This is a genomic window from Paenibacillus sp. DP01, from assembly GCF_044784315.1.
Classification (GTDB): domain Bacteria; phylum Bacillota; class Bacilli; order Paenibacillales; family Paenibacillaceae; genus Paenibacillus; species Paenibacillus polymyxa.
This window is the reverse complement of the sequence record NZ_CP173059.1, coordinates 2,927,331-2,945,581: the sequence shown is the minus strand read 5'-3', so window position 1 is coordinate 2,945,581 and position 18,251 is coordinate 2,927,331. Positions and strand designations below refer to the sequence as shown.

16 protein-coding genes and 2 pseudogenes are annotated in these 18,251 nt (G+C 41.6%); 14 read left to right on the top strand and 4 right to left on the bottom strand.

Going from position 1 to position 18,251, the window contains the following annotated elements; all coding sequences use genetic code 11:
• Positions 1-470: 470 nt before the first annotated feature.
• The 7 genes and pseudogenes from ACH59B_RS12855 to ACH59B_RS12825 all read left to right on the top strand — a co-directional run bounded on the left by ACH59B_RS12855 (position 471) and on the right by ACH59B_RS12825 (position 5,500).
• Entirely contained in the window at positions 471-1,433 is a 963-nt protein-coding gene (locus ACH59B_RS12855) for a zinc-binding dehydrogenase (RefSeq protein WP_404301724.1), read from the top strand.
• Positions 1,434-1,549: 116 nt separating this feature from the next.
• A complete protein-coding gene (gene trxA / locus ACH59B_RS12850) occupies positions 1,550-1,867 on the top strand; it encodes a thioredoxin (protein WP_025364931.1) in 318 nt (105 codons plus the stop codon).
• Positions 1,868-2,037: 170 nt separating this feature from the next.
• Positions 2,038-3,143: pseudogene (locus ACH59B_RS12845) on the top strand (flavin monoamine oxidase family protein).
• Positions 3,144-3,233: 90 nt separating this feature from the next.
• Positions 3,234-3,887: a metalloregulator ArsR/SmtB family transcription factor gene (locus ACH59B_RS12840; RefSeq protein WP_404301722.1), complete on the top strand. Its 654-nt coding sequence runs from the start codon at positions 3,234-3,236 to the stop codon at positions 3,885-3,887.
• A gap of 28 nt (positions 3,888-3,915) precedes the next feature.
• The gene (locus tag ACH59B_RS12835) at positions 3,916-4,242 is read left to right on the top strand and encodes a thioredoxin family protein (protein WP_404301720.1); all 327 of its coding nucleotides are present in this window, start codon (positions 3,916-3,918) and stop codon (positions 4,240-4,242) included.
• A gap of 335 nt (positions 4,243-4,577) precedes the next feature.
• Positions 4,578-4,865 carry a hypothetical protein gene (locus tag ACH59B_RS12830; protein WP_107733587.1) on the top strand — a complete coding sequence of 96 codons (288 nt, stop codon included), beginning with the start codon at positions 4,578-4,580 and terminating at the stop codon, positions 4,863-4,865.
• A 146-nt stretch (positions 4,866-5,011) separates the two neighbouring features.
• Complete coding sequence (locus tag ACH59B_RS12825) at positions 5,012-5,500, top strand: OsmC family protein (RefSeq protein ID WP_404301717.1); 489 nt, start codon at positions 5,012-5,014, stop codon at positions 5,498-5,500.
• A 143-nt stretch (positions 5,501-5,643) separates the two neighbouring features.
• Here the strand turns inward: ACH59B_RS12825 and ACH59B_RS12820 are convergent, their stop codons facing one another.
• On the bottom strand, positions 5,644-6,306 hold the full coding sequence (locus ACH59B_RS12820; RefSeq protein ID WP_019687315.1) for a metalloregulator ArsR/SmtB family transcription factor: 663 nt from the start codon (positions 6,304-6,306) through the stop codon (positions 5,644-5,646).
• Between the two features lie 649 nt (positions 6,307-6,955).
• Between ACH59B_RS12820 and ACH59B_RS12815 the strand changes: the two genes are divergently transcribed.
• Both ACH59B_RS12815 and ACH59B_RS12810 read left to right on the top strand, forming a co-directional pair.
• Complete coding sequence (locus ACH59B_RS12815; protein WP_123797237.1) at positions 6,956-7,906, top strand: LacI family DNA-binding transcriptional regulator; 951 nt, start codon at positions 6,956-6,958, stop codon at positions 7,904-7,906.
• 74 nt (positions 7,907-7,980) lie between these two features.
• Positions 7,981-8,607: an HAD family hydrolase gene (locus ACH59B_RS12810; RefSeq protein WP_123797236.1), complete on the top strand. Its 627-nt coding sequence runs from the start codon at positions 7,981-7,983 to the stop codon at positions 8,605-8,607.
• Between the two features lie 2 nt (positions 8,608-8,609).
• On the opposite strand, the gene ACH59B_RS12805 is transcribed toward ACH59B_RS12810, so the two are convergent.
• The 3 genes and pseudogenes from ACH59B_RS12805 to ACH59B_RS12795 all read right to left on the bottom strand — a co-directional run.
• Complete coding sequence (locus tag ACH59B_RS12805) at positions 8,610-8,882, bottom strand: transposase (protein WP_260148572.1); 273 nt, start codon at positions 8,880-8,882, stop codon at positions 8,610-8,612.
• Positions 8,854-9,006 carry an IS110 family transposase gene (locus ACH59B_RS12800; protein ID WP_260148659.1) on the bottom strand — a complete coding sequence of 51 codons (153 nt, stop codon included), beginning with the start codon at positions 9,004-9,006 and terminating at the stop codon, positions 8,854-8,856. Before ACH59B_RS12800 ends, ACH59B_RS12805 begins: the two co-directional genes overlap by 29 nt.
• 354 nt (positions 9,007-9,360) lie before the next feature.
• Positions 9,361-9,576, bottom strand: a pseudogene (locus ACH59B_RS12795) (transposase); the annotation flags it as partial.
• Positions 9,577-10,388: 812 nt separating this feature from the next.
• Between ACH59B_RS12795 and ACH59B_RS12790 the strand changes: the two are divergent.
• From ACH59B_RS12790 to ACH59B_RS12770, 5 genes are all read left to right on the top strand, one after another.
• Complete coding sequence (locus ACH59B_RS12790; RefSeq protein WP_123797235.1) at positions 10,389-12,095, top strand: sensor histidine kinase; 1,707 nt, start codon at positions 10,389-10,391, stop codon at positions 12,093-12,095.
• A 2-nt stretch (positions 12,096-12,097) separates the two neighbouring features.
• Entirely contained in the window at positions 12,098-13,504 is a 1,407-nt protein-coding gene (locus tag ACH59B_RS12785; RefSeq protein ID WP_404301714.1) for a response regulator, read from the top strand.
• Between the two features lie 47 nt (positions 13,505-13,551).
• Positions 13,552-15,222 carry an extracellular solute-binding protein gene (locus ACH59B_RS12780; protein ID WP_260148571.1) on the top strand — a complete coding sequence of 557 codons (1,671 nt, stop codon included), beginning with the start codon at positions 13,552-13,554 and terminating at the stop codon, positions 15,220-15,222.
• 312 nt (positions 15,223-15,534) lie between these two features.
• Complete coding sequence (locus tag ACH59B_RS12775) at positions 15,535-17,271, top strand: sugar ABC transporter substrate-binding protein (RefSeq protein ID WP_016820865.1); 1,737 nt, start codon at positions 15,535-15,537, stop codon at positions 17,269-17,271.
• 63 nt (positions 17,272-17,334) lie between these two features.
• Positions 17,335-18,249 carry a sugar ABC transporter permease gene (locus ACH59B_RS12770; RefSeq protein WP_123797233.1) on the top strand — a complete coding sequence of 305 codons (915 nt, stop codon included), beginning with the start codon at positions 17,335-17,337 and terminating at the stop codon, positions 18,247-18,249.
• The last annotated feature ends 2 nt before the right edge of the window (positions 18,250-18,251 follow it).

Below are 18,251 nucleotides of genomic sequence, written 5' to 3'. Positions count from 1 at the left end.
TAGGCGTGTTCACGCCACAAATCATCAGGAGGTGAGAAGTGCCATATACATATTGTTAACCAGAGTGTGAAGGGGGAATGGAAGCCAACAGTGAATACAGATAGTAAGGCAATTGCTTTTCTTAATCATGCAGATTTGACTGCAGCATTAGAGGGATATTCGGGTGGTCTAACAGTACGTATTTTTTCAGCACTGTAGCTTTTTACTTTGTCATTTTCATAATATATTAATAATTACACATATATTATTGCAAGGAAAAGGCGCTATTTAGCGTCTTTTTTGTTTCAACGGAAAAAGTTATTAAACCATATTGAGGACAGGATCTTGTTCCTTATATTATACCAGCTTTGCCCAAAAAATAAGCGGAATGCAACCGAAATAATTTTATTATTCAATTAAACAATTGAGTAATATTAAACTATATCATATACTAAGAAAGTTCTATAACAGAATCTAAGGAGGTCAATCTTATGACTATGATGAGAGCGATACAAGTTCCTGCTAAAGGCGAATCCATGAAATTAGTTGAAATTCCTATTCCCGTACCTGAAGAAGGGCAAGTACTTCTCCGTATAGAAGCGTGCGGCGTATGTAACGGTGATTCCATGGCCATTGGTGGTGCTTCCCCAGGATATCCGCGGATACCAGGTCATGAAGTGATCGGAATCGTGACGGAGTTAGGATCTGGATCTACCAGATGGGAAATCGGACAACGAGTAGGTATTGGATGGCATGGAGGACATGATCATGTTACCGGCCTGACTATGGATGGAGGCTATGCTGAATACATGGTAGCATTTGAAGGTAGTCTGACCCACATACCTAATGAAGTGTCTTCTGAAGAAGCAGCTCCTTTGATGTGCGCAGGAGAAACTACATTTAGTGCACTGCGAAATAGCTCAGCCCGACCAGGGGACCTCGTTGCGATTTCCGGAATTGGTGGACTTGGTCACTTGGCTGTACAATACGCAAAAAAAGCTGGGTATCAAACCATAGCAGTATCTCGTGGTAGTGATAAAGAGAAGCTTGCTCGGGAACTTGGGGCACATTATTATATTGATTCCGAAAAAGAAGATCCTGCTAAAGCTTTACAAGCGCTAGGGGGAGCAAAAGTTATTCTTGCTACAGCACCAAATGCAAAAGTCATTTCCACATTAATTGATGGGTTAGGAAAAGATGGAGAGCTCATTATTGTAGCCGGTTCTGGTGAACGTTTAGAACTGTCTGCCATGGACTTTCTGAAGGGACCCCATACTGTTCGAGGTTCGTTTACAGGACAATCGAAGGAAATTGATGCGGTAGTTCGATTTAGTGTACTGACCGATGTACGACCTATGATCGAAGTTTTCCCGTTGGAACAAGCTAGTGAAGCATATGAAAAAATGATGTCGGCTAAGACACGATTCCGTGCCGTGTTGAGCATGACCAAATGATAAATCCTTCGCAAATCTCTTCATTCTTGACAGATATAGACTTCAGTTTTATAATTCAATCAATCAATTGAATAATATATGATTGATGAAAATTATATTTATTGGAGGTATTTCTAATGGGAGCAACTGCATTGACAAAAAATACGTTTTCAAATCAAATCCAGTCCGGTGTGACCTTGGTAGACTTTTGGGCTCCATGGTGTGGGCCTTGTAAAATTCAGCTTCCTATTGTGGAAGAATTAGCTGATGAACTGAAAGGACAGGCGACGTTGGCAAAAGTTAATGTCGACGAAGAAACCGAATTAGCTTCACAATTTGGCATTCGAAGTATTCCAACTTTGTTGCTGTTTAAAGATGGTAAGCTCGTTGATACCATGGTTGGTGTGAATCAAAAAAATGTTCTTAAGGACAAAATTCTTAAATTGGCTAATTGATATGAAAATCGACAACATTATAATGAAATAATGTTGTCGATTTTTTGCTCTTAGAGCGCCCCTTTCAACGTAGCGGATACAATTTGAGAGTGACTCAATATCATCATATAAAGAAGATAATCTTTTAACATATGTGACTCCCTGCTGAAACATGGAGAAGGAGAGAAACAATGAGAAACCAAGTTAAAAAAAATGCTCCGGTAATCATCGTTGGTGCAGGTTTGAGTGGACTTCGCGCAGCATCGTTACTCACCGCTCACGGTATAGAATGCATTGTTTTAGAATCGAGAGATCGTATTGGTGGTAGAGTTTTGACTTTAGAGGTTTTAGACAATCCTGAACTCGGAAAATTCGATCTTGGACCCACATGGTTCTGGCCACGCTCTGAGAAAATTATTACTCAGCTCACGAAAGAACTGGGTTTGGAGACTTTTAATCAATTTAACGAAGGACGAATGCTCCTAGAACGCTCCCAACATGAAACACCACAACAGCATCTTTTGCCAGAGGGGGCAATGGAGCCCTCGCTAAGATTTGTTGGTGGTGTACAGTCTCTGATTGAGGCGCTTAGTGCTACTTTGCCGTCAGGAGCAATCCAGCTCAATACACGTGTAACTTCGATTCATCAAGAAGAAGACGGTACAATCTCCTTAGAAGCCAATGGAAAACAATTTTACACAACTGCAGTGATTATCGCTATTCCACCACGGCTGGTTGAAAAAAATATTAAATTCGAGCCAGAACTTCCTTATGAACTGAAGTCTTTTTAATTGATAAACCAACATGGATGGCCGGTCAAGCTAAAGTGATTGCCATTTACGACCGACCATTTTGGCGTGAAGCTGGACTCTCCGGTTTTGCATCAAGTTGGGTGGGCCCTTTACAAGAAATTCATGATGCTTCACCAGGTACAGGAACAGGTGCGCTATTTGGCTTTTTTGGTTTACAGGCAAAAAAGCGGAAGATTTTGGGCGAAGATAAACTCATGCAGCTTGTGTTGGAACAATTGGCTAGACTTTATGGGCCTGCTGCCGAGAATGTAAATACACTACTATTTAAAGATTGGTCAAGCGACACCGATACAGCTGTTGAGGAAGACGCCGAACCACTTCGTCACTATCCAAATTATGGCCCTGTTTACGGAGATCCTTGGGGAGAGGGCATATTTTTTACGGGCACTGAGACGGCTGATCAACAGGGAGGACATTTGGAAGGGGCGATTCAATCAGCTGATCGAATCGTAGCAAGATTTTTAGAACGATTTGATGAAGCATAGTACAGATAGTTGTAAAAAAACGGTCATGCTTCGCTAACTTAACATGCTATTGAATATGAAGTATTTCAGATAAAGTTTGGGGGCTTCAAAATGAAAGAAACAGATATCAAAGATCGATTGTATCAACAATTTTCTCGAATCGGGAAATGTTTATCGAGTGACAAGCGCTTAGAGATCATGGACATTTTGTCCAATGGTCCAAAATCAGTTGAAGGTTTAGCAACACAAACGGGTATGAACGTTGCAAATGTCTCTCGTCATCTACAAATCTTACTGGATGCTAAATTGGTCAAGTGCTGCAAAAAAGGGACATACGTCATATACAGTATCGGTAACCCTTTAGTAATTGAATTTCTATCTTCTTTATGGAGAATATGTGAAGATCGACTATCTGATATAAAGCAGATTAAAACTGAGTTGGAATTACAATATCCAGAGGTTCAAACCATCACCAAACATGATTTGTTAGAAAAAATGAAAAAAAAGACTGTTATTCTTCTAGATATTCGTCCCACAGATGAATATGATGCTTCTCATATTCCAGATGCCATTTCAATACCATTAGACCAACTTGAGCACTACCTGAAGACAGTTGATAAAAGTACTATAGAACTTGCCGCATATTGTAGAGGCCCATACTGTTCGCTGGCATCTCAAGCGGTTGATTATATGCTGAAGCAAGGGTATATGGCTTATCGAATTGAAGAAGGAGTTCATGATTGGAATGTGTGTGAGGAGTCATAAGTATTTTTAAGAGAGGAGCAGTTTTATTATGAGTGTAGTGGAACTGACATCAATAGAAGAAATAGATTCCTTTATCGAAATTAATCCTTTGAGTATGTTATACGTATCCCAAGAAGATTGTAACGTATGCCATGCCATTTACCCCAAGCTCAAAACAATGCTTAAACTATATCCTAAATTGGCTCTTGCTCGTGTTAATGCTAGTCAAGTGGAGGAAACCACAGGAAGATTTTTGATTTTTTCTGTACCGACAATCTTGATTTTTCTTGATGGGAGAGAATATCTACGCGAAGGGCGTTTTGTTCAATTTGAACAATTAAAAAAACAATTACAGTTATTGTCCGATGAAGTTTAATTTTTCGATGAAAAACAAACGATGCACCTTCAGTATTATGTCCTTTTTTAGGCGTTTTATTGAAGGTGCATTTCAAGTAATTGTCGACACCCCCGCTAAATCAGCAATTTCCTGAATATTGGCCAACTCTACCCACCTCTTTGTGTCAGCATAGCATGTTTTAATTCTAGAAACAAAAATTAATAAAACAAAATATAAATTTATATTACAAATATGTGAATGTGTTATTTGTAGGCTTGACGTTAGAAAAATTGTCTATTATAATTCAATTGATCGATTGATTAGTTGATCCTTTAATCGAGCGATACATAAATTAAATTGGAGGTTTGATTTCAATGGCAAAAGCATATCTTCAAATTACATTAAAAATTAATGCACCAGAACGTGAGGCAGCTGCAAAGGTTTATACAACTTATAAAGAGCCTTTCCTGTCTGTTATTCCTGGTGCGGTTTCTAAAGAATTGCTTGTGCGTGATGAGGATGTTCAAGTTTTGCATGGCTTTAACAGTGAAACCGACGCTAAGGCTTATCTCGAAAGTGATCTATTTAATAATGATGTCGTTGTTGGACTCAAAGACCTGCTTCAAGCTGAGCCAGAAATCAGGATTTATAGCACATTCTAGAAATTGATTTAGCACACTCTGACTATTTTAATTAGATTTAAAATCAGGAAAGAAACCGACAGAGCACAGCTGTAATGTCGGTTTCTTTCGTTAAATAGAGCAAACTATAAGTTTTGGACTTACAATACCTAAAAGGGGATGTTAATATGGCAGAAAGGATAATTAACATGAATACGGTTTGGTACAAAGATGCAAAGGGCGATGGACGCATTAAAAGTGACAATCTCCAAACTCAAATTGCAATTCCAGTCCCCAAAGGGGGAAGTGGTAAAGGGGCTGAACCACAACAACTTCTTATCTCTTCTGCGGTGGCTTGTTACACGGTGACCTTAGCATATATGTTAGATAAAAATAAACTTCCTGTGACTGGATTCTTTATGGATACAGAAGGTAACATAACTCAAGGTGATCAGTTAAGTATTACCCACCGCCCGCATGTTGTTCTGAATCCAGGAGCAACCCATGAAGACGTAAGCATGACGGAAGATTTTATACAAAAAGCAGAAGAAAATTGCCATATTGGTCAATTACTAATAAAGGCCGGCGTCTCCGTAGGAACTCAAGGAAAAGTAACCATTGATTCTGGAGAGGATCTTACTAGTAGCTATATTGCAGAACACGGATTGGAATGGTAAGTTTAAGCACCAATTTTTAAGTCGTATTTTTCAATCTAATGAAGTGCATAATGTGCAGGCTTGCATTATTCACAAAAAGACTTCAAAGTCACAAATATGTGGGCTTCGAAGTCTTTTTTATTTGATGCTTAGATTGGTTACTGTTAGTGAAAATGTTCCTGCCACTCATTCAATCCGTCTTCCATACGATACGCCTTAAATCCCTCAACTTGCAATTTTTGCGTAGCAAGTGCCGAATAAACGCAAAATGGCCCTCTACAATAAGCGACCACTTCAGCTTCCTCTGGTAACTCTCCCATTAATACGTCTAGGTCTTCCATAGGCATTGAAATGGCTCCTTGAATATGTCCTGTTTCAAACTCTTCTTTGGGACGCAAGTCAACTAAGATAATGGAGTTTTCATCTAGTTTTTTCTTTACTTCATCCATGGATAGGGTATGAATGTCATTCAAGTTGTTTAAGAAGTCATCTTTCATTTTCCCGATATCAGGAATTTGTTTCTCACTAATCTTCCACAGTGAAGAGAGAAAGTCAATGATCTCCGGGTCTGCTAGCGAGTATATGGCGTAAGTTCCTTTCTTTGTAAACTTAACAAGCTTAGCGTCCAGTAACACCTGCAGATGACGAGAAACATTAGCTATATTCATATCCGTACATGTCGCTAGTTTCTCCACTGTTCTGGGACTTTGTGATAGTACATTCAAGATTTCAAGACGTTTGTCACTTGATAGACATTTACCTATTCTAGCCAGTTGCTTATATAGATCTTCTTTGAAAAGCTTTGCGCACTTTAGCATATCTTCCATTCATTTATAACCTCATTTCAACTTGGTGACATATGTTAAGGATTCTACACTTTATATTTTGACCAATATGGCAAATCAAAAATACTTTTTATACACTAAAAAACCCTTTGAATCCAGCATTCTCCTCATAATAGGGCACTATATCAATTGATGAATAGAATTTTAACATGTGGAGAGACGAAGTCAAGGGCCCCTGAACTAATGGATAATATGAGGATGGGACACAAATGTACAGTGACGCAGCGTTTCACCCATTCAAAGAGCTTGTGATGCAAAACGTGAACAGGTAGAGTGGTGAGGTTTGTGGATGTGCTGTTAAAAGTGGTTGACATTTGGGCTGGCTGAAGACTTTGCTTGGTAGCGGAAACAGAAGAAAACACGTAAAGACAAGAAAACCAGCTAATGTTTGTCAAGGGGTACCACCAATATTTTAACGAAACTATACGCCAAGGACATAGCGTATTTTTCTATAAACTGAACGATATGATGTCTAATAGGTCGAGTATCAAATTCCATATATTTGACTCCCACCCAAAAAAGCAGGGGCCGAAAGTCCAAAGTCTAGGCTGTCATTGTGATGGAAGTCTTGTTTTAAAAGCAGAAGTCATGTAAAACTTAATGAAAAGGCTGGAATATAGGAGTATGCTACTTGGCGAATATAAACGATATTGCAAAGCGGGCAGGCGTTTCTGTATCGACAGTATCAAGAGTTTTAAATCATAATCCGTATGTATCGGAATCCAAGAGGCTGGCTGTTCAGCGTGTGATTGATGAGATGGATTATACGCCTAATCGACTTGCTGTCGATTTAATACGTAAGGAAACGAGAAGTATCGGTGTAATCATTCCCCACAATAACAATCAAGCTTTTGATCAAATGCTACATGGCATATTAAATCAATCGGTTGAGCTTGGCTACACCGTGATAGTGCTACCTACAAAATACGATGCAGACAAAGAGCTCAGCTACATGAGCATGCTTAAAAGTAAGCAACTGGATGGAATCATCATTACCTCTCGCTCGAACCCTTGGGAGTTGCTTACCCCCTTTGCCAATTATGGAACAATTGTTGCCTGTGAGTTCACCGAACACCCCGAGATTGGCTGTGCCTACATGGATCGATACGCGTCCTTCGTAGAAGCGTTCTCACTGTTAAAGGATAAAGGGCATACACGCGTCGCTTTTACAACGGCAAGAGGTGAAGAAAGCAATAGTACAAGGCTAACGATAAAAGCATATCAGCATGTTTTTGGAAATTTGCTGCCCGAGCACCACGTCAGTAATTGCTACAACATCAATGACGGTATTCGCGCAGCGCAACAATTGTTGAATACACAACATAGGCCAACTGCCGTATATGCCAACGGAGATGAGGTTGCGACGGGGATCTATCAATACGTCAGGAGCGTGCAGCTACTCATGCCTGACGATTTTGCGATCATTGGTCAAGAAAATCAGCCTGTCGGCGTCGGTTTAGGTCTAACAACAGTGGATCATCGATTGGTTCAGGTCGGTGAACAAGCGTTTAATCTTGCCATACAGAAGTCAACGGATAAGCTAGAGATTCCATATCGCATTATCGTTAGACAATCCACTTAAAGTGTTGACTTGAAATGGATTTCATACTTTAACATATCCCTTAGCGTTACCAATAACTAAAGGGGATGATGCTCATGTTTTCAACCTATATTTTCGATATAGATGGCACGTTAATCAATACCGAAGAAGCAGTCCTAGGGTCTTTGCAAAAAATGCTAAAGGTTCACTTTAATCGGAATGTTGACCGACATGACCTCACATTCGTGCTGGGGATCCCTGGAGCTGTGTCGTTGCCCCAACTCGGGATAGCCGATTTTGATCTTGGGAATCGTTATTGGAACAATTACATGACGGATTATCGCCAGACCATTCATGTATTTGAAGGTATCCAGCAATTGCTTAGCACCCTAAAGGAGCTTTCAATTACAACTGGAGTGGTCACTTCAAAGACAAATCAAGAATTTCAAAATGACTTTGTCCCATTTGGTCTCGCTCACAATTTACCACACATTGTATGTGCAGATGATACGAAATTGCACAAACCTCATCCAGAGCCGTTGCTGAAATTCCTTCAGATTTCAGGTGCGAGAGAGGGGTCATCCCTCTATATTGGCGACACCATTTATGACTATGAATGTGCAAGAGACGCTGGTGTAGAGTTTGGACTCGCACTTTGGGGATGTAAGCAACCCGACCTTATTCCGGCGAAATTTAAGTTTGAGCATCCGAAAGATGTACTTTCTTTATTAAATCCTCAATAATTCTATAGGTGATAGGGCTCGTTTTTACTAAGGATGGCGTATATGTGATGTATAAGCTTGTTGGCGCAGGCGATCACAGCTACCTTGTAAGGCTTGCCCTCTTTCTTTTTCTTTTCGTAATAGTCCTTTATTTTTGGATTTGCTCCTTGTCGCAGTCCACATTGAACGGCCAAATAAATGGCTCTTCGTAGTCTCTTTGATCCTCGTTTCGTAATCCTATTATTCGTTGCTGTGAACTTACCTGAGCTATACACTCTCTGGATCAAGGCCTGCATAGGCAACCAATTGTTTCGGCCCCACGAATTGTTTCGTATCTCCGATTTCAGCCACGATAGTAGAAGCGAGTTTGTCACCAATCCCGGGAATGGATTTGAGCAAATAGACCTCCGGAAGATTCATGGAAATGTCCTCCATTTGTGTCTCTAATATTTCGAGTTGTGACTGAAAAGCAAGTAATAAAGTAATCATTCCTTCTAAAACGGTTTGTTGAGAGAGGCTTCGGCTTACTTTGGCCTTTTGCTTCAGCGCTATGTCTAGCAGCTCTGCTCTATCGTTAATCCACTTCTTAGAGTGAGAGAGCTTGGCATGCTCAAACAAAGCCTGAGAGGCATTTTCCACGCTGCCCTGAAGGCAAGCTTGTAGGACTTTTAGAGCCGTTACCGAGTAAAGGTCATAAAATACGGGTTCATATTCGGGAAATACCTGATCTAACAAAGCCCGAGTGTTTAGCTTGGCTTGCACATATAATGATGTTATAAATTCATGCTGTCTGGTCACATTCTGAAGCTCCGTGTGGGCTTCATCCCATTCCCGGTGCGGCTTTAAATCACCGCGGTAGAACATTTCAGCCAAGTGCCATGCATCTGCTGCATCTGTTTTAACTTTGCGCAGCGTAGTCCCTCGAGCTCGCTTAGACTGCAAGGGATTCACAATGAGATGTGCGATTTCTTCTCGTATGAGAAATGCAACAAGCCCACGATGATAATGGCCTGTAGCTTCTAAAACAACAACTGGAGCCTTTCCTGTGCGTTCCTGTAGTTGTTGTAACTACTTCGCGTATACGACGAAAGCCTTGCTCTTCATGGAGGATCGTTTCCGCCTTTGCTAACGGCTCATTTCTTTGCATAAAGGGTTGAAGTACACTCATTCCTTTGGATACGTCTAGTCCAATAACTGGTTCCATAATTCCCCTCCTATGAATACCACCAGTGTCCCCACAATGATTCCAACCTCATAGCTTCGCTTGTTATACGGGATCGCATGCCCCAACCAGCTCAAACATGGTCGTTGGTGATAGTGGGAGAACAGTTTTCTTGACGGGGTTATTTATTTCCCTAAAACCACCTAGTTCTTCCCGGCTATCGTCATCTTAAAACACCTATTAAAATAGGCCAACCAAATTTTTGGTTGACCTAATAATACGAAAAACCTTGGTTAGGATTTTGAACGATGTCGCTTTTTTGGGGTACGTGATGAACGGAATGACTACAATCAGCAATTAAAAAACGGCAAGTCGATGTATGTAAAGAGGAAGGGAAAATAAATTCCATGTAAGCGTTTGACATATTGGAATATCAATCTATAATTATGAGCAGACTTCACCTCACCGAGAGGGAAGAATCCTGACTTTTCTCAGTCTGAATCAGATGATGATGTTACCTGTTTTTTTAATGGGTTGTTGCCTATCAGGAATACGATAATCGATAGAGCTGTTGTTCAATAAACAGCAAGCTCCATAATCAGGGGCTTGCTGTTTTATTTACCTAAGGAGAATGGTCGAAATGACACTTAAAAAAAGAATCTTTTTATTGTTTTTTCTCAGCGCGTTTATTCCCTTTATCAGTATATTTACAATTTCTTATTATACCATTGATTCCATTTTTGCGAATAAAATCAATGATGGAATTAGGAGCAATCTACAGCAGGTAACTTCATCACTGGAAAATTCAATTACCAACCTGAATCATGTGACTCAGCAATTATCATATCGCGGTACATTAGGAAAAAAACTGGATGAAGTTTTGAAGCCTTCCTCCAATATATTTGAATTGGTTGAGGCTAGAGATGAATTAAAGAATGAGTTAAATGTCGTAACGTTTACTAATCCGAATATAGGTCTAACCTTGTACTATTTTCAGAAAGAAGGCACTACACAGTTCGCTAACTTTCCCATCAAAGATCGTTTTTCTCCTGAGTCTTTGCCTGTGCTTACCAAATCATATGGCATTGCGTACTATGGTCCCCATATGAGTATGAACCGATTTGATGATCAGCTTGTTTTATCTGCTATGCGAAAGGTACAGCTGCCTCAAAGGGACGATGTATATATTTACGTCGAATCCGGCTTTCGTCTTACACAGGATATACTGGGTTACAATCAATACCAAGGAGCTTTATCGCATTTGATCCTGAATGGTGAGGGCAAAATTGTGTACAGTGAAATTCCAGAAGTGATGAAAGTCGGGGAGAATTTCTCCAGCTTATCAAAAAGTGCTGCAAAAGATGGAATAGCCCGTGATTACCATTGGTTTAAGGAGGACTCCGCTCAGAATTGGAGCGTCATATCGGTAATTTCGCAGGCTAAGTATCAACAGGAGAAAAACCAGTGGTTGCTTCAAATATTACTGGTCGCTTTATTTTTTCTCGGCTTTACCGTATTCCTTGCTTGGCTTCTGTGGAAGATGGTCTACAAACCACTCGGTCTTTTCCATTCGGAAATTAACGGAATGTCTCAGAATCCACAAAAGGCAGGCAGCCAGACCCGCACTCAAATTCCTGAGTTTGACTTTCTGTTGGGGGAATTCTCAAATATGCAGCATCAAATCGGCGACCTGTTCAAGGAAGTGCAGCAGAAAGAGAAGATTCGTGCAGATTTGGAAGTGGAAAAATTGTTATATCAGATCAATCCTCACTTTCTGATGAATACGCTGGATACTGTACACTGGCTGGCCGTCATGAACGGACAAGGGGAGATTGACAAGTTGGTGCAATCCTTGAACAAGCTGTTGTATTACAACTTGGGTAAATTAGGGCAAGTATCCACGATGGAAGAGGAAATTGATGCGCTAAGACAGTATCTAATCCTGCAGCAAATTCGATATAACTTTGAATTTGACGTACGTATTTCAGCGGATGATCAAGTGCTTAAAATACCTGTGCCTCGTTTTATTTTGCAACCGTTGGTTGAAAATTCACTTTATCATGGACTGAGTGACGAAGGTTTTATTCAAATTGAAGTTACACTTGCCAAAACGCTGAATATTTTAATACAGGATAATGGAGCAGGCATGACCGAGGAAGCGATTCAAAGACTTCTGAACAATCGTATAACTGAACATAAAAAAGTAGGGATGGGCATCGGACTCAATTATGTCCACCGCATGTTGAGGGCACAGTACGGAGATCAAGCACAACTGGTGATCGAAAGTGAATTGGGTACAGGGACAAGTATACTGCTCATACTTCCGATCAAAGGAGAAGATGTCTGAGGATGATTAAGGTATTGATAGTGGATGACGATAAATTAGTACGAAAAGGAATAAGCTCCGCGATGCCGTGGAACGAGTTCAATATGGAGGTTGTAGGAGAAGCAAGTAACGGGTTGAAAGCACTGGATTTTCTAAAATCCCAACCGGTCGATCTGATGTTGACGGATCTCGCGATGCCGGTGATGTCAGGTATTGAACTGATGCGAGCTGCAAGGCTGCTCTATCCAGAACTACATATTGTCGTATTAACACTGCATCAAGATTTCGATTATATCCAGGAAGCGCTCAGGCTTGGGGCCATCGACTATATAGCCAAAGTTCAGCTCGAGAAGGAGCAATTCGAACATGTGCTGCATCGAATACATACCCGGATTGACGAACTGGCGAATACAAGACCAAAGCTGCCACTGCTAAGTGAGACCAATGTCCATTATCGCCATGTGTATGCACTTGTATCACTGGATCGCAAGTCAGGACAGAGCTGGCCGATTGAACTGACATTCAATGTAGACGAGATCCGATGGGAGGTTGAACGGAACTGCTGGATGTGGGCGGCACCCATGGACGTAGAGGATCAGCTGTTCCATAAACTGAAGGAATCCCTGGATCAAGTTCCCCAAGGCGCCTTGCTGGTTATGTCCGATGTACAAGGCCGAACATGGTCGCAAATCCAAAACTGGATTATGAATTATACAGAAACGTCGTTATTCTATGCATACAACCCTTATGATCCTGTTATTACCGTTTCGATGAATGTGGAGGACTCATTTCCAATAGAACCGAAGGATGAAGACATGGATCGTATTAAGCAAAGTTGGTTCCTATCACCATGGACCCACAACGACAGTTATTACAACCAAATGATTGAACAGCTCAAATCACTAAGACTGAATAAAGGCCAGCTGATGGGATTGCTATACTCGATAGTTATGGAATGGAATCACCTTTTTGCCCAGACTACGCTGGGTAGAATCTCAATGATCCATTCTTTTCAATCCTGGTACGAGGTAGAAGATTGGATCAAGCAGACCTCTGTGGGCATTCGTAAGTCAGATGAACAGACTTCGTATTCAGAGGAAATTGTAGACGCCGTGAAAAAAGCGATTATAATCATGCAAAATGATTTGAGCCAAGCTTTTACAGCCTCTGGTCTGTCCCAGCAACTGAACATCAGCCGAAGCTATTTCAGTCAATGCTTCAAGGATCTGATGGGGAAAACCTTTAATGAGTACTCCCGATTTATACGAATAGAGAAGTCCAAAGAGTATTTATTGAATACAAACAACACGATTTTCTGGATTGCGGAGCGAGTGGGTTATACGGATGAAAAATATTTCAGCCGAATTTTTCGCGAATTGACAGGTCTGTTGCCAAGTGAATATCGACAGCTTGGCAGAGGGGATAAATAGCGTACTTTCCCAGATGACCAATAAACCAGGCGAAAGAAGGGAAAGCGATGATTAAGAAGATGGCTGCATGTGTTCTTGTCGTCAGCTTAATTGCAGTGACCGTATATTTCAGCAGGCCATACTTCCGTGAATCGCCAATGGGACCAACGAAAACAATCTCGGACACTGCCGCTGCTGATCCATTGGGGAAATATGAACATCCCGTTTCCATCCGACTGGGATATGTGGTAGACCCAACAGGCGCGGATCTCTCCGAAGGAGAAACGCTTGAGAAGAATATATGGAAAACGATGATTAAACAAAACCTTAACATTGATATCCAGGTATTATGGCAGGTATCGAAGGAAAATCTGAGTCAGAAAATCGATCTGGCTATCGCCAGCAATGATCTGCCGGATGCCATGATTGTAAATCAGCTGCAGCTGAACGAGATGATCAAGGCTGGAGAAATTGAAGATCTAACCGAGGCATACAATAATAGCGCATCACCAGAAATAAAAAAAATTATCGATAGCACAAACGGATTGGCTATGGAACAAGTGACCTTCGCTGGTAAGATAATGGCTGTTCCTTCTGTGACAGCGGAAGACTTCAGCATGCTCTGGATTCGACAGGATTGGCTGGACCGTCTTGGACTGAAGCCGCCGAAAACGGTAGATGATCTGGAAGCTATCGCCAAGGCCTTTGTGGAGAATGACCCAGATGGAAACAGTAAGCGGGATACGATTGGCCTTGCTTCAAGCACTGGACTGTATAACGATTTCAACAACAGTGCTTTTTCTTTTGATCTAACGCCAATCTTCGCAGCATATGGATCTTTCCCGGGATATTGGCTGAGCAAAGATGGAAAACCTGTATACGGTTCGATACTACCGGAAACGAAGGACGCCTTGGTCAAACTGCGTGAAATGTACGCCAAAGGCCTTCTCGATCCAGAACTGGGTATCCGTAAAGAAGCGGAAGAAACAGTTATTAACGGTCAGGCGGGGATGTTCTTTCAAGGTTTCTATGCTGGGTACTGGCCCCTTCCGAGCGCTTGGCAGAACGAGCCGGAGGCGAACTGGCAAGCATACGCACTCCCGCTGGATGCAAACGGAGCATACCATGTGAAGGTGGATAATCCGTCAAGTTCATTCTTGGTGGTACGAAAAGGATATGCTCATCCCGAAGCGATTATTAAAATTAACAATCTGTACCTTCGTGATGAGTTCAAGTACGGTACGCGTTTTATGCTGGGCCGCAATTTCTTTGCTCCGGCAGATGAAGCACGATATGAATCGAAGGCCGCGCAGGACATTCTGATGGGAACCAAAACACCCGCCGATTTCAAGGACAAGTCTGAATACAAATTGCTGGAACACTTGGTTTCGACAATAAAACAAACCAAATTGAAGCCTTATGATCAATATGGTATTTCCTATTGGAATAAACACAGCGACAGCTTTATGCGGGGTTACTCGCTTCTTGTAGGTGGAAGAAATTTTTTTGATCCAAACATTCATAAAGTTCGAAGCCTTACCTATATACGAACTCCAGCGATGGAGAAGACGTGGAGTAAACTATCAAAACTGGAACATGATACATTTTTAAAAATTATTTTAGGCGCTGAACCGATAGATTCATTTGATCAATTTGTCGAGGAATGGAAGGAACAAGGGGGCGACCAAATGACTGTGGAGGTGACTGTACCCCATAATCATCGCCGAAGACCATCATGAATGTGATACGATAAATTCTATAAGACACTTTTATAATTCCATTAATCAAGCCGACAGATTTCTGTTTCAGGATCTGCCGGTTTTTTGTTCTTCACTTTGATTAGTAAGTATGGATAGACAGATGTATGTCGATAGGTAGGATAAATGATTACAAGCTAACTATGACCTCATGGTCTGACATGAAACCGCATACATTTTTCTATCCAAACAGACGTTAAATCCCTATCTCGATTTGTCTTCAGCAAGTTTTATAATGAAAGCGTAAACAACAATGATTAAGAAATATTCACAACAAAGGGGAATCGAAATGTGATGAGAACTAAATGGTCCATAAAAAGCAAACTGTTAACGAGACGTCTGGCTGTACTGTCGATATCTGCCCTGATGATTTCAACCCTTGCAGCCTGTGGGGGTTCATCCAACCCTCCCACTGCGAAGGAAGCGGGGAAATATGAGGTAACACCGGGAGACCCATTCAGTGCCTATAAAGACGAAATAACGGTCACGATGGGGCGTGTGACTACAGCCAACCCAAAACTGCCGGCTGGAGATTCGTATGAGAACAATGCGTATACTCGACTGGTCAAAAAAGCGTTTAACGCTCAGATTAAAGACCAATTTGAAGCCAACGGAGAAGATTACAGCCGTCAGGTTTCTCTCGCCATCGCCTCTGGAGAACTGCCTGACATGATGCGTGTCGATTCCAAGGATGAACTCAAAGAACTGGTTGATAATGATCTGATTGAAGATATGACGGAAATTTACAAACAGTATGCCACGGATAATATCAAGAATATTTACGACTCTTATGAAGGCCGTGCATTAGACAATGCGACGATAGATGGACGTTTAATGGGGCTTCCGGCTACTTCCCTAGATTCCGCACCAACCATGGTCTGGGTTCGTCAGGATTGGCTGGATCTACTGGGAATCCATCTTGACGCAGACGGAGATGGTGCCATCAAGCTGGACGATGTGGAGAAAACGGCCGAGGAATTCTTGAAAAGAGATCCGGGTCAAACCGGGAAACCGGTAGGCATACCCTTTGTGAACACCCTGAATACAACTGACTATAATGGTTCTGCCTATACCATGCTCGGAGTTGCCTCAACAAAGGGTTCATTCCCTCAGTACTGGATGAAGGGTAAAGACGGTAGCATTGTTTATGGCTCGACAACAAAGGAAACCAAGCAGATGCTAGGCGTCATGGCAGATTGGTTCAAGAAAGGCATCATCGATCCGCAATTTGGAACACGCACATTTGATGACATCACGGCACTGTACACCAACGGCCAATGCGGCATTGCTTTTGGACCATGGCATATTCCCGACTGGGGTCTGGGCAACGTGAAGCAGAAGGATAAGAATGCGAAATTCACGGCTTACACTTTGGAGGATGCAGATGGAAAGGTAAACGTGGCACACGCCAATCCAGCTAATCAGTTTATCGTTGTAAGAAAAGGATACGAACACCCGGAACTCGCTGTTAAAATAGTAAACCTATTCTACGATAAACTAGCAAATGATAAAAATGTGGGAACATCTATGCCAGAAGCTGCCAAGTATCAAGAGAACGGCGTAGACGGTTCTACCAGACCGTTTAATATTGAAGTCAACTCGGCGACCTCGTTACTGGATGACTACTCTGACATCGTTCGCGGGATTAAAGGAGAGATTAGTCTGGATCAGGTCCGGACAACAGAATCAAAAAACAATATTAAGAGTATCCAAACTTACTTGAGTGATATGGATACGGATAACGTAACAGCCTGGTCGAAATATCACTCGCGTATCAACGGAGTGGGGCTTATTGACAAACTGACAAGGGAAAACAAATTCGTTTGGATGACACCTGCTTACTCTGGAACTACACCAAGCATGAAACAGACCTGGGCTAATCTGACCAAGATGGAGCAGGAATCTTTCATCAAAATTGTGACTGGTGCTGAACCTCTGAATTACTTCGATACATTCGTTAGCAATTGGAAGAAGCAAGGCGGTGATCAGGTAATTCAGGAAATTAAAGACGAGGTTGCATCCAAAAAATAAACAATCTTGAACTGTTTATAGGGCTGCGATACGCAGCCCTGCTTTTAGGAAAGGGGTCCATCCATGAAACAGGGAAATGATAAAGCAAAGAGCCCGCTCGGTACGGGTGCCATATATCATCTGATGATGCTTCCGGGTATTTTATTTTTGCTGGTATTCAGCTATGTTCCGATGGTCGGTGTCATTACGGCGTTTCAGGATTATATACCAGCCAAAGGAATGTTAGGCTCCAAATTTGTAGGGCTGAAGCACTTTATTTATATGTTTAAGCTGCCGGACATCGCACAGGTTTTTAGTAATACGTTGGTGATTGCCATTGCCAAGATTCTATTGGGAACAATCATGGCTATCATTTTTTCCATTTTGTTAAATGAGATCCGCATCAAATTCGTTAAAAAATCCGTACAGACAATTGTTTATCTGCCACACTTTCTATCCTGGGTAGTTCTAGCGTCCGTGGTTGTTAACATGTTCAGTTTGGATGGAATTGTGAATCAAATTTTGGCTTTTTTCGGTCTGCAGAATATTAATTTTCTCGGCAGCAACACCTGGTTCCAGCCGCTGATTATTGGGACAGACGTGTGGAAGGAGTTCGGCTACAGTTCCATCGTCTATTTGGCTGCAATTACTTCGATTGATCCGGGCCTGTATGAAGCGGCAGGAATGGATGGAGCCAGCTGGTGGAGAAAAGTATGGCATATTACGTTGCCAGGCATGCTGCCTATTATCCTGCTCATGGGAGTGATGAGTCTGACCAATATTTTGAGTGCCGGCTTCGATCAAATTTATAATCTGTATAACCCCGTTGTCTATGAGTCGGGAGATATTCTGGATACTTATGTATATCGGATTGGACTTGTCGGGCGACAGTATAGCTTTGGTACGGCTGTTGGTCTGTTCAAGTCAGTGATCGGTATTGTTTTGTTATTGTCCGCCAACCAATTGGCCAAAAAATACACTGACCGAAAAATATTTTAAGG

Excerpts from the sequence above, each read along its gene's own strand:
- ACH59B_RS12855 (WP_404301724.1), top strand. The coding sequence starts at position 471 with ATGACTATGATGAGAGCGATACAAGTTCCTGCTAAAGGCGAATCCATG.
- trxA (WP_025364931.1), top strand. The coding sequence starts at position 1,550 with ATGGGAGCAACTGCATTGACAAAAAATACGTTTTCAAATCAAATCCAG.
- ACH59B_RS12840 (WP_404301722.1), top strand. The coding sequence starts at position 3,234 with ATGAAAGAAACAGATATCAAAGATCGATTGTATCAACAATTTTCTCGA.
- ACH59B_RS12835 (WP_404301720.1), top strand. The coding sequence starts at position 3,916 with ATGAGTGTAGTGGAACTGACATCAATAGAAGAAATAGATTCCTTTATC.
- ACH59B_RS12830 (WP_107733587.1), top strand. The coding sequence starts at position 4,578 with ATGGCAAAAGCATATCTTCAAATTACATTAAAAATTAATGCACCAGAA.
- ACH59B_RS12825 (WP_404301717.1), top strand. The coding sequence starts at position 5,012 with ATGGCAGAAAGGATAATTAACATGAATACGGTTTGGTACAAAGATGCA.
- ACH59B_RS12820 (WP_019687315.1), bottom strand. The coding sequence starts at position 6,306 with ATGGAAGATATGCTAAAGTGCGCAAAGCTTTTCAAAGAAGATCTATAT.
- ACH59B_RS12810 (WP_123797236.1), top strand. The coding sequence starts at position 7,981 with ATGTTTTCAACCTATATTTTCGATATAGATGGCACGTTAATCAATACC.
- ACH59B_RS12805 (WP_260148572.1), bottom strand. The coding sequence starts at position 8,882 with ATGCAGGCCTTGATCCAGAGAGTGTATAGCTCAGGTAAGTTCACAGCA.
- ACH59B_RS12800 (WP_260148659.1), bottom strand. The coding sequence starts at position 9,006 with ATGAATCTTCCGGAGGTCTATTTGCTCAAATCCATTCCCGGGATTGGT.
- ACH59B_RS12790 (WP_123797235.1), top strand. The coding sequence starts at position 10,389 with ATGACACTTAAAAAAAGAATCTTTTTATTGTTTTTTCTCAGCGCGTTT.
- ACH59B_RS12785 (WP_404301714.1), top strand. The coding sequence starts at position 12,098 with ATGATTAAGGTATTGATAGTGGATGACGATAAATTAGTACGAAAAGGA.
- ACH59B_RS12780 (WP_260148571.1), top strand. The coding sequence starts at position 13,552 with ATGATTAAGAAGATGGCTGCATGTGTTCTTGTCGTCAGCTTAATTGCA.
- ACH59B_RS12775 (WP_016820865.1), top strand. The coding sequence starts at position 15,535 with ATGAGAACTAAATGGTCCATAAAAAGCAAACTGTTAACGAGACGTCTG.
- ACH59B_RS12770 (WP_123797233.1), top strand. The coding sequence starts at position 17,335 with ATGAAACAGGGAAATGATAAAGCAAAGAGCCCGCTCGGTACGGGTGCC.